This is a genomic window from Mucilaginibacter psychrotolerans (genome assembly GCF_004519315.1).
Taxonomy (GTDB): Bacteria; Bacteroidota; Bacteroidia; order Sphingobacteriales; family Sphingobacteriaceae; genus Mucilaginibacter; species Mucilaginibacter psychrotolerans.
This window is the reverse complement of the sequence record NZ_SOZE01000010.1, coordinates 184,598-194,828: the sequence shown is the minus strand read 5'-3', so window position 1 is coordinate 194,828 and position 10,231 is coordinate 184,598. Positions and strand designations below refer to the sequence as shown.

Genomic DNA, 10,231 nt, shown 5'->3' with positions numbered 1-10,231 from the left:
TAGCTGATTAGCAGATTTGTACTTGATCATTAGTGCAAGGATTATGACCCTAAAATACTAAAACCTTTGCACTTTTAAAAGGAATTTATTATATAATATACTAACAATCAATTATATATACGATATTCACCAGGCCCTAAGTAGTTATAACGAATATAAGCAATAATTGATTTACCTTATTTATTTGTCCGGCATCTGTCGCTGCAATATTTAACGTCATCCCAACATTTAGCCCATTTTTTACGCCAGCTAAATGGCCTTTTGCAACTTTGGCAAATTTTTGAGGGCAGGTTTTGTTTATTGCCTTTATGCATATCAATTTATTAGTGTGGCGTAATGATGCGTAAAGCTACAGTTAAGGGCTTTTCCACATGTGGCATTATTTTTTTATAACACAAGCATGATATTTGCATGTATAATAAAGGGTAACTTTAACTCATCAAATCAACCCATTATGGCAACAACCGAAAGCATCCAGAAAGCTTATATTGATTTTGTATTGACCGAGGGCGGGCAACCCAAATCGGTTTACGTGTTTGCTAAGCAGAACGAAATGGCCGAGGAGGAGTTTTACAAACACTTTGGCTCTTTTGATGCCGTTGAGCAAAGCGTATGGGTCGATCTGGTGAGCAAAACGCTTACCGAGATACGCGCACAGGAAGTATGGGCGCAATATTCGGCACGTGAAAAGGGATTATCTTTCTTCTACAGTTTTTTCGAACTCCTGAAAAGCAACCGCAGCTTTGCCGTTTACAGCATTAAAAAGCAGCGTGGTTTTGGTACGCCGAAAGTATTGGAACCCACAAAAGAACTATTCGAAAACTTTGCAGAAAGCATATTGGCCGAGGGTATTGAAACTTCGGAATTATCCGACCGCAAATTTTTTAGCAAACGCTACAAGGATGCGCTTTGGGTGCAGTTTGGCTTCGTTTTGAATTTTTGGATAAACGATAATTCGGCTGGTTTCGAGAAAACCGACGAGGCCATAGAAAAAGGCCTGAACGTAACGTTCGACTTGTTCCAGCGTTCGCCTATAGATAACCTTTTCGAATACGGAAAATTTTTAGCCAAAAACGGCGGTTTGAAAGAGAAGATGGGCTTTTAAAGCAGCCTCACCCCAAACCCCTCTCCGGGAGAGAGGGGCTTAAAAATATTTAATGAGTACTGAATCGTTTTCCAATGATATAAATAAAGTCCTCCCTACCGGGGAGGATTTAGGTGGGGCTTCTACCGGGGGAGATTTAGAGGGGGCTAAAGCTACCTTCGCAGCCATATTTGATATGGATGGCACCCTTATTGATAATACGCCGTTCCACTTTTTGGCTTGGGCTTTGCTTTTTAAAGAACACGGTTTACCCGAGTTAAGCCGCGAAACCTACAAAGGCGAGATAAGCGGCATCCCCATAGCCAACACCGTTAGGCGGTACTTTGCCGATGCAGACGAGGCTACTATTGCTTCTATAGCGCACCAAAAGCAAATGTTTTACCAGCGGGAATTTCTGCCTTATTTAAAGGCCATTAGCGGATTGGAGGATTTCCTGGCCGAACTTAAAAATGCAGGTGTTAAAATGGCCGTCGCTACCTCGTCTGACATGGCAGATGTTGATTTTATTTTCGATGCTGTACCAATCGGACAATACTTCGATGCCATCATTACCGGCGATATGGTTCAGGAGCCAAAGCCTAGTCCACTGATATTTTTAAAGGCCGCGGAATTATTGGATACGCCGCCCGCCCGATGCGTGGTGTTTGAAGATTCGGCCGCGGGGCTGCAGGCAGGCAACAGTGCGGGCATGAAAGTTGTAGGTATAACCACCAGCCACCCCGCCGAAAAGATAAACCAGGTAGCCAGCCTGGCCATAAATAATTATGCAGGCATTCATCTGCATATGCTGGCTGCATTATTTGACCATGAACATGAGTGATAACACTTCAAAAGAACAAAACAGCATTCCCACCAGCAAAGTAGAACGCAGCGCCAAATTCGTGAAAACGGGTTTTAAAATAGGCGGCAACTACATCAAGCACTACTCTAAAAAACTCTTCAACCCGGAGATGGATAAATCCGAACTTAACGAGGATAATGCCACGGATATCTACCAATCATTAAGCGAGCTGAAAGGCAGTGCATTAAAAGTTGCCCAGATGCTGAGCATGGATAAAAACCTGCTGCCGCAAGCCTATGTAGACAAATTTACGCAATCGCAATATAACGCGCCGCCATTATCCGGCCCGCTTATCGTGCAAACATTCAAGAAATATTTCGGCAAAAACCCTGAACAGATATACGATAAATTCAACATCCGCTCTACCAATGCGGCCTCTATTGGACAGGTGCACCAGGCTGAACTAAAGGGCAAAAAACTGGCGGTAAAGATACAGTACCCCGGCGTGGGCGATTCCATCTCATCGGATCTTAAGCTGATCAAACCCTTTGCCTTCAGGATGCTGGGCATGAGCGAAAAAGAACTGAATATTTACATGATGGAGGTAGAAGAGCGCCTGCTGGAAGAAACCGATTATGAGCTGGAGGTGCGCCGCTCCATCGAGTTTTCTGAAGCCTGCGCAAACCTTGCCAATGTGGTGTTCCCCAAATATTATCCCGAATTATCCAGCAAGCGCATCATTACTATGGATTGGCTTGAAGGCAAGCACCTGCGCGAGTTTTTGGCAACCAACCCTTCGCAGCAACTGCGCGACCAGATTGGCCAGGCACTGTGGGATTTTTACAACTTTCAGCAGCACGAACTCCGCGCCGTACACGCCGACCCGCACCCCGGTAATTTTATGATAACCGCCGATGGTAAGCTGGGCGTTATAGATTTTGGCTGCATTAAAGTAATGCCGGATGATTTCTATTATCCATTCTTTGCGCTCACCTCAACCGACTTGTTCGACAGTAAGGAAGATACCATTGCTGCTTTCCGCAAGCTGGAGATGATACTGCCTAACGATACCCCAGCGCAAGTAGATTTTTTTTACACCATGTTCCGCCAGATGATAGGGTTGTTTGCCAAGCCTTATATAACCAATGAGTTCGATTTTGGCGAGAAAGCCTTTTTCGATGAGCTGTTCGGCTTTGGCGAGCGGATATCCAAAATGCCCGAGTTTAAGCAAGCACGCGGGGTAAAGCATTTTATCTACGTAAACCGCACCAATTTCGGCCTGTATAATATCCTGCACGAACTGAAGGCAAAAGTAAAAACAGATACTTATAAACCACATGTGGAGGCGGTTGCATAGCTGGCATGTGGGCGCTTGCAGTCATTGGTAGTTTGTAATATCTTTAGAAAAAGTTTTAACATGAAACGCCTTGCCTTTATAGCCTGCTGCATCATCATCGGTTTTGCATCGTGTAAAAACAAACCGGCACAACAGCAAAAGCACGCTAAAGATTCGCTAACCATAGTGCAGGCTAGCTATGTTGCCGCAAAGGCAGCCTATAAACCAGAAATAGATACGCTGGAAAACATTGACGAGGCAGACCAATATGCTGATTACTACATTGTGGTTGCTGATACGGGCACAAACTACTATGCACTAAGGGATAAGATGCTTACGCTGCACGATACTACGGGCATTGCCGTAGATACAATGGGCCGGTATTACAATAAAAAGAAAGATTTAATAGTGGTACCGGAAGATGACGAGGACGATATTGTAGCAGGTGATTACTATCCAAGGCGAGATCCATCGAAATTCTTAAGCCTGGATTATCTGGGAACATATAAGCCCGGTGCAAATCCTAAAATGATAGCCCTTGTAACAGGCATATACGAAAATAAAGCCGACGCGGATAACGCACTTAGGTTATTACCCGGGCATAAAGTCTTTGCCTTTAAGGGCAAGGTGTACGTAGGCTGCCTGCATTAAGTTTAAAAGTAATTCACTATGGCTGCCAGCGATACGGCGAACGTAGCGATCCAACTGATGACAGATTTAAGGTACCAAGCTTCAATTTCGGCTACGCGCCCCGTGCCAGCAAACGATTTAGACTTGCGGTTACAATAGTACCCAAAAGCAACAAGGGCGATTAAAACTACGGCAAAAACACCAATGAGCAATCTCTGAAAATCGTCTGTAAGCATAGTAATCTGCGATAATAGGATATATACGTGGCATAATCGAAAATGGATGCTTTTATTTTGTACACATCTTAACATTCGATAGTTTTTGATATAAAGCAAAAGACCATCCAAAACGCTTAAAGCTTAGCAAGTGGCCTTTTTTAATCAAAAATTCACTATTACTAAATTATTTATCCACAGGTTACATTTTTATGGGGAATTGTGCAACAGGTTGAGGCTTTTTTTGCAAAGCGGAGCTTTTATCTTGATCTTAGATGCATAGTAAAAACACGGTTAGGCACTGTTGTTTTACTTACTCCTTATACCTCTATATAAAACAGCCTTCCAATTTGGTTGTTACATAAACAAATGAAAGTTTTACTCGCGGGCGCTAATGGATATATAGGTACAAGGCTCATCCCTGTATTGCTGGAGAAGGGCCATAACGTGGTATGCCTTGTTCGCGATAAGCGTCGCTTTCACGAACAAAACGATTATAGCGACCGGGTTACCCTCCTTACCGGCGATTTGTTGAAAGAAGAGAGCATAGACACCCTCCCGCAGGATATTGATGCTGCTTATTACCTTGTACATTCCATGGCGCAGGCTGCGGATTTTGCAGCAATGGAGGCTTTATCGGCACATAACTTTGCGCAGGCTATTAGTAAAACCAACTGCAAACAGGTAATTTACCTCAGCGGGATAGTAAACGATACCGGTTTATCAGAGCACCTGCGGTCGCGAAGGCATGTGGAAGATGTATTGCAGGAATGTAAGGTGGCTATTACCGTTTTAAGGGCGGCTATTATTATCGGATCGGGTAGTTCGTCATTCGAAATCATCCGCGACCTCACCGAGAAGCTACCCATCATGACCGTTCCCCGCTGGGTGAATACCAAATGCCAGCCCATTGCCATACGCGATGTACTGGGCTATTTGGAAGGCGTACTGATGAACGAACAAACTTTCGATAAAACTTTCGACATTGGCGGCCCGGATGTCCTCAGCTTTAAACAAATGATGCTGGTTTACGCAAAAGTACGTAAGCTGAAAAGGTATATTATTACCCTACCGTTCCTGTCGCCCAAAATCTCATCCTACTGGCTATACTTCGTCACTTCTACCAGCTATTCGCTTGCGCAAAGCCTGGTAGATAGCATGAAGAACGAAACCATAATGAAAGATCATGAAATTGATGGCGTAGTAAAGCGCGATTGCCTGAGTTATGAAGAGGCGCTGGAACTCGCATTTAACAAAATAGAACAAAACTCCATCGTAAGCAGTTGGAAGGATGCCCTGAATAACGGCTACCTAAATTCGGGCTTTATGGACCAGATTAAGGTACCCCAGAACGGTACGCTGGAATATAAGGTAAAACAACCTTTTAGCCGCGACGGCGAAGAAGTACTAAAAAACATCATGGCTATAGGCGGCAATCGTGGTTGGTACTATTGGGATTGGATATGGAGCATCCGCGGCTTCCTGGATAAACTTTTTGGCGGAGTAGGCAGCAGACGCGGTCGCACCAGCAATATCAGCGTGTCGCCGGGCGATGTGATCGATTTTTGGCGCGTATTGCTTGCCGATAAACCTAACCGACGCCTTTTGCTCTATGCCGAAATGAAACTGCCTGGCGAAGCCTGGCTGGAATTTAAAATTATTGAGCGCAACGGCAAAACTTTCCTCAGCCAGGTAGCTACGTTTAGGCCCCGCGGGCTTTGGGGCCGCATGTATTGGTACCTGATGTGGCCTTTCCACCTTTTTATATTTAAAGGGATGGCAAAAAGGATAGTTGATTTTGGAGAAGGAGAAAAACAGAAGTAATCACGAATGCTGAATTTCGAATGTGATATACATATACTGCGTTCTATATTTTCATCTAGCTATAATTTATGAACAAAAACATACTCATCACCGGCGGCACCGGCTTGCTGGGAACCCAACTAACCGAAGAATTATTGGCCCAGGGCCATATCGTAAGCCACCTTAGCCGCAGCAAAGGCAAAAATCCAAAGGTACATACCTTTATTTGGGACGTGGACAAAGGGCAGATAGACGAGCATTGCATAGATGGCGTGGATACCATTATACACCTGGCAGGTACGGGCATAGCTGATAAACGCTGGACCGACCAGCGCAAACGCGAGATATTAGAGAGCCGCACCAAATCAATCGGCCTTATTTACGGGCTGATGCGCAACAGGGCAAACCGCGTACGTTCTGTAATCTCTGCATCGGGTGTAGGGTATTATAGTAATCGGGGCGAGGAACTGCTTACTGAAGACAGCCCGCCCGCGAACGATTTCATCGGCACCTGCTGCGTCGATTGGGAAAACGCGGTTGACGAAGGCAAGGAACTTGGCCTGCGCGTACTCAAGTTTCGCACTGGCGTGGTGTTAAGCAAAGATGGCGGCGCCTTGCCACAGTTGGCGCTTCCGGTTAAACTAGGCGTTGGTTCGCCATTGGGTACCGGCAAACAATGGGTATCCTGGATTCACCCGCGCGATGTGATGGATATGTACCTGCTTGGCGTAGCTGACGAGAACTTAACCGGCGTTTTCAACATGGCTGCCCCTTACCCGGTGACTAACGAGCAGCTTACCCGGGCGATTGCCAAACAACTGCATCGCCCGCTTTGGGCACCAAAAGTACCTGCTTTTATATTGAAATTGCTGATGGGCGAAATGGCTTTGCTGGCCCTGGGCAGCACCAAAACATCTGTAAAAAAAATAATGGATGTCGGTTTTACATTTACCTATCCCGATATAACTTCGGCCCTGCAAGAGATTTATGGATAATACGCCCATCACTATTTTTTGGCACCGCCGCGATTTGCGGCTGAATGATAATGCCGGCCTGTATCGCGCGCTAAATAGCGGCCACCCGGTGCTGCCGGTGTTCATATTCGATAAGGATATATTGGATGCGCTAAATGCGGAAGATGATGCCAGGGTCAACTTCATTTACGATACCATTACCAAGCTAAAGGCAGCATACCAAAAGCATGGCAGCGATTTACTGGTGTTTTATGACCAGGCTGAACACGCTATTGAGCAACTGATTAAACAGCGTAAAGTTACAGCCGTTTATACCAATCACGATTATGAACCTGCTGCTAACAAACGCGATGATGCCGTTGCGAAGCTTTTGGCGGAGCACAGCATCGACCTAAAAACCTTTAAGGACCAGGTGATATTCGAACGCGATGAGGTAGCAAAGGATGATGGAAAGCCCTACACGGTCTTCACCCCCTATAAAAACAAATGGTATCAAAAGCTGAAACCATTTTACCTCAAGGCCTACCCTACCGAAAAATATTTAGCCAATCTTTATCAGTTTAAAGCATCGCCCATACCCTCTCTAAAAGAGATGGGCTTTACAAAAAGCGATGCTGAATTTCCGGGTACGGCTTATGAAAAGTTTATTGCCGATTATGCCGAAAAACGCGATTTCCCTGCAGTTAAAGGCACCTCGCATATCGGGCTTCACCTGCGTTTCGGTACGGTAAGCATCAGGCAACTGGCCACTAATGCTTTTCACGCCACCGAAAAAACATGGCTTAACGAGTTAATATGGCGCGAGTTTTATATGATGGTGCTGCACCATTTCCCGCAAACGGCAGCGCATGCCTTTAAGCCCGATTACGACAACATCAAATGGATAAACAACGAAGAGCAGTTTAAGGCATGGTGTAATGGCCAAACCGGCTACCCCATGGTTGATGCAGGTATGCGCGAACTGAATGCCACCGGCTTTATGCATAACCGTGTGCGCATGTTAACGGCAAGCTTTTTAACCAAACACCTGCTGATAGACTGGCGTTGGGGCGAAGCCTACTTTGCCCAAAAACTGCTGGATTATGAAATGGCCAGTAACGTAGGCGGCTGGCAATGGGCAGCCGGTTGCGGTACAGATGCTGCGCCATACTTCCGCATATTCAACCCCGAAGCGCAGATGAAGAAGTTTGACCCAAAGATGGAATACATAAAAAAATGGGTTCCGGAGTATGCCGACTTCAGCACCTATCCAAAACCCATTGTAAATCACGCTTTTGCGCGCGAACGTTGCCTCAAGGCTTTCAAAGAAGCCTTAAGTTAATATCTTATTCTAATTGCGTCACCGTGGTTATCTGGAATTCGAAACGGAGCGGTGCATGCGTTGGTATACCAGATGACGATGGCGGAGATGTCCCATATCCAAGCGCCGATGGCATAATGAGTGATATTGATGTGCCCGCCGCAGCATAGCCTTTCAAGCCCTCAGAAACGCCCGATACCAAACCAGCCAAACCATCGCTGGTAGCAGGCGTAAATTCATAAGCAGTAGTTTTTGATGCTTCATCAAACGAGGTGCCGTTTAAAATAGCACCTGTGTAAGTGGTGGTAACGACAGAAAGATCATTTATTGACCCAACTACACCCGTGCCAGGCACAATAACCTTATAGTACAAACCTGATGCCGTTTTGGTATAGCCACTTAGGCTATTGGCAGTAAGGTAATTGCGGATAACGAGGTCATCATACGCCGGCTGATCGGCAATTACATGCACATAATAATCAAGGCATTGGTTACCCGCTATACGGCTATTTACATTGGTAACGCTGCCACTGCCGTAGCCGCTTTTACCATAAGCCAGACGCGATGGTATTTGCAGGCGCATGCTGGCCCCTTTGTATTTCAGCACATTGTGTATAGCTGTTTGCAAGCCTTTAGGCAAGCCGTCCTGCTGTAAATGACCCAAGTAGTCATCAAAATGGTTGGTAATGGTATCTGCCGAGGTGTATTTGCCATCGTAACTTTTCACCGTAAATACCAGTGAAACCCTGTCAGACCATTCAAGCGCCGGGCCTGTACCCGGATTGATGATCTTGTAATACATGCCGGTGGTATCGCCGCCAGTGGTATCCCGACTAAAGCCAGTAAGGCTGTTACTGCTTAAATAACTCTGTATCTGCTGTTCGTCGAATTCCTTGATCGTTGGGTCAACGCCGTCTTTACGGCAAGCGGTTAAGCCGGCCACGGCTATCAGTAAAAAGGTAAAGATCTTTTGTTTCATCTAAAATTAGTTCGTTACATCTAAAAGTTTTATATCAAAGTCGAGCACCGAATTTTTGGGCAATCCCAAATCGGTCTGGTCATACGGCCCATATGCATAACGCGAGGGTACCAATAATCGTACGGTGCCACCTTTCTTAATTTGCGGTATGCCCAATTGCCATCCCCTTATCACCTCGCCCAGCGCAAAACTGGGGTGAAAATCGTTACTCTTGCTAAATTCCTTTCCACTGGTCAATATCCTGCCAGTAAAATCAACCGTTACGCGGGTAGAGTTAGTGAACAAGTCGTTACCCTCTCCAGGTGCTATAACGATATAAAAAACACCGGTAGTATCAATACGCTTGGCTGCAGTTGTTAAGCCGTTGGCATCAATATAGTCGGTAATTATCTTCTCATCAATAACCCCTTGCGCCCTTACCTCCGCAACCACGTCATACCCCTTTTTGCATGACGATAAGCCCGCAGCAAGCAACAATATGATAAGCAGTAACCTGTTCATTCCCTTAATAATTCGCAAATTTATTGTTTTAAATGGCAAAAACGGCAGCTTAACACTTTTTAACACTTGGCAGCGTAAATTAAGCCAGCTATTGGGGTTTGTAATTGACGGTGAGCTGATTTATCTTTTTCAATATTTCGGTTAAATACAGCTTATCTGCCTCGCTTATGTGGCTATTGAGGTAATTATTGAACTGCTTAACCACATCCTTGGCCATTTTACGTTTTTCTTTGCCCAGATCGGTCAGGAATATTTTTACCGAGCGTTTATCCCCTTTGTTAGATTGGCGGTATATCAGGCCTGTTTCCTCCAACTGGTTCAACATGCGCGAAAGGCTGGTTGATTTAAGCCCAAGCAATGCCGCGGCCTGCGATACGGTAGTTCCTTCCTCATCGATATTGATGAGCAGGTAACCTATAGATTGCGTAATACCAAATTCTGTAACTATCTGGTTATAACGGTTGGCAACGGTTTGCCAAACTATCTTTAAAAAGTAATCAATCGTTTCCTGGTGTTTTACACTGCTTCGCATAAGGCAACAAACTTAGTGTTTTAGTCGATAGTCTATAGTCCATAGTCCATAGTTTTTTCGCCTTTATAAATATGT

12 protein-coding genes are annotated in these 10,231 nt (G+C 45.2%); 7 read left to right on the top strand and 5 right to left on the bottom strand.

Features of this window, described 5'->3' with window-relative positions:
* Positions 1–176 precede the first annotated feature (176 nt).
* Entirely contained in the window at positions 177–314 is a 138-nt protein-coding gene (locus tag E2R66_RS12300) for a DUF2256 domain-containing protein (RefSeq protein ID WP_133230823.1), read from the bottom strand.
* Positions 315–454: 140 nt separating this feature from the next.
* Between E2R66_RS12300 and E2R66_RS12295 the strand changes: the two genes are divergently transcribed.
* The 4 genes from E2R66_RS12295 to E2R66_RS12280 are packed head-to-tail and all read left to right on the top strand — an operon-like array spanning position 455 to position 3,873.
* Positions 455–1,105: a TetR family transcriptional regulator C-terminal domain-containing protein gene (locus E2R66_RS12295; protein ID WP_133230826.1), complete on the top strand. Its 651-nt coding sequence runs from the start codon at positions 455–457 to the stop codon at positions 1,103–1,105.
* Between the two features lie 52 nt (positions 1,106–1,157).
* Positions 1,158–1,925, top strand: coding sequence for an HAD family hydrolase (locus tag E2R66_RS12290; protein WP_133230829.1), 768 nt, complete (start codon positions 1,158–1,160; stop codon positions 1,923–1,925).
* Entirely contained in the window at positions 1,918–3,243 is a 1,326-nt protein-coding gene (locus tag E2R66_RS12285; protein WP_240049308.1) for an ABC1 kinase family protein, read from the top strand. Before E2R66_RS12290 ends, E2R66_RS12285 begins: the two co-directional genes overlap by 8 nt.
* Before the next feature lie 60 nt (positions 3,244–3,303).
* On the top strand, positions 3,304–3,873 hold the full coding sequence (locus tag E2R66_RS12280; protein WP_133230832.1) for a hypothetical protein: 570 nt from the start codon (positions 3,304–3,306) through the stop codon (positions 3,871–3,873).
* A gap of 2 nt (positions 3,874–3,875) precedes the next feature.
* Here E2R66_RS12280 and E2R66_RS12275 read toward each other — a convergent pair whose 3' ends face one another.
* Positions 3,876–4,088, bottom strand: coding sequence for a hypothetical protein (locus E2R66_RS12275; RefSeq protein WP_133230835.1), 213 nt, complete (start codon positions 4,086–4,088; stop codon positions 3,876–3,878).
* A 348-nt stretch (positions 4,089–4,436) separates the two neighbouring features.
* On the opposite strand from E2R66_RS12275, the gene E2R66_RS12270 reads away from it, so the two are divergent.
* The 3 genes from E2R66_RS12270 (at position 4,437) to E2R66_RS12260 (ending at position 8,165) form a co-directional block, all read left to right on the top strand.
* Positions 4,437–5,891: an SDR family oxidoreductase gene (locus E2R66_RS12270; RefSeq protein WP_133230837.1), complete on the top strand. Its 1,455-nt coding sequence runs from the start codon at positions 4,437–4,439 to the stop codon at positions 5,889–5,891.
* A gap of 68 nt (positions 5,892–5,959) precedes the next feature.
* Positions 5,960–6,865, top strand: coding sequence for a TIGR01777 family oxidoreductase (locus E2R66_RS12265; protein ID WP_133230840.1), 906 nt, complete (start codon positions 5,960–5,962; stop codon positions 6,863–6,865).
* Positions 6,858–8,165 carry a cryptochrome/photolyase family protein gene (locus E2R66_RS12260; RefSeq protein WP_133230843.1) on the top strand — a complete coding sequence of 436 codons (1,308 nt, stop codon included), beginning with the start codon at positions 6,858–6,860 and terminating at the stop codon, positions 8,163–8,165. The genes E2R66_RS12265 and E2R66_RS12260 overlap by 8 nt, the downstream gene beginning before the upstream one ends.
* A 4-nt stretch (positions 8,166–8,169) precedes the next feature.
* Here the strand turns inward: E2R66_RS12260 and E2R66_RS12255 are convergent, their stop codons facing one another.
* The 3 genes from E2R66_RS12255 to E2R66_RS12245 form a co-directional block, all read right to left on the bottom strand.
* Positions 8,170–9,123, bottom strand: a complete 954-nt coding sequence (locus E2R66_RS12255) for an FKBP-type peptidyl-prolyl cis-trans isomerase (RefSeq protein ID WP_133230846.1) — start codon at positions 9,121–9,123, stop codon at positions 8,170–8,172.
* 6 nt (positions 9,124–9,129) lie between these two features.
* On the bottom strand, positions 9,130–9,624 hold the full coding sequence (locus E2R66_RS12250) for an FKBP-type peptidyl-prolyl cis-trans isomerase (protein ID WP_133230849.1): 495 nt from the start codon (positions 9,622–9,624) through the stop codon (positions 9,130–9,132).
* Between the two features lie 88 nt (positions 9,625–9,712).
* The gene (locus E2R66_RS12245; RefSeq protein WP_133230852.1) at positions 9,713–10,156 is read right to left on the bottom strand and encodes a MarR family winged helix-turn-helix transcriptional regulator; all 444 of its coding nucleotides are present in this window, start codon (positions 10,154–10,156) and stop codon (positions 9,713–9,715) included.
* Positions 10,157–10,231: the final 75 nt, after the last annotated feature.

What these genes read in the sequence shown, in the direction of transcription:
- E2R66_RS12300 (WP_133230823.1), bottom strand. Translation starts at nt 314, where the DNA reads ATGCATAAAGGCAATAAACAAAACCTGCCCTCAAAAATTTGCCAAAGT.
- E2R66_RS12295 (WP_133230826.1), top strand. Translation starts at nt 455, where the DNA reads ATGGCAACAACCGAAAGCATCCAGAAAGCTTATATTGATTTTGTATTG.
- E2R66_RS12290 (WP_133230829.1), top strand. Translation starts at nt 1,158, where the DNA reads ATGAGTACTGAATCGTTTTCCAATGATATAAATAAAGTCCTCCCTACC.
- E2R66_RS12285 (WP_240049308.1), top strand. Translation starts at nt 1,918, where the DNA reads ATGAGTGATAACACTTCAAAAGAACAAAACAGCATTCCCACCAGCAAA.
- E2R66_RS12280 (WP_133230832.1), top strand. Translation starts at nt 3,304, where the DNA reads ATGAAACGCCTTGCCTTTATAGCCTGCTGCATCATCATCGGTTTTGCA.
- E2R66_RS12275 (WP_133230835.1), bottom strand. Translation starts at nt 4,088, where the DNA reads ATGCTTACAGACGATTTTCAGAGATTGCTCATTGGTGTTTTTGCCGTA.
- E2R66_RS12270 (WP_133230837.1), top strand. Translation starts at nt 4,437, where the DNA reads ATGAAAGTTTTACTCGCGGGCGCTAATGGATATATAGGTACAAGGCTC.
- E2R66_RS12265 (WP_133230840.1), top strand. Translation starts at nt 5,960, where the DNA reads ATGAACAAAAACATACTCATCACCGGCGGCACCGGCTTGCTGGGAACC.
- E2R66_RS12260 (WP_133230843.1), top strand. Translation starts at nt 6,858, where the DNA reads ATGGATAATACGCCCATCACTATTTTTTGGCACCGCCGCGATTTGCGG.
- E2R66_RS12255 (WP_133230846.1), bottom strand. Translation starts at nt 9,123, where the DNA reads ATGAAACAAAAGATCTTTACCTTTTTACTGATAGCCGTGGCCGGCTTA.
- E2R66_RS12250 (WP_133230849.1), bottom strand. Translation starts at nt 9,624, where the DNA reads ATGAACAGGTTACTGCTTATCATATTGTTGCTTGCTGCGGGCTTATCG.
- E2R66_RS12245 (WP_133230852.1), bottom strand. Translation starts at nt 10,156, where the DNA reads ATGCGAAGCAGTGTAAAACACCAGGAAACGATTGATTACTTTTTAAAG.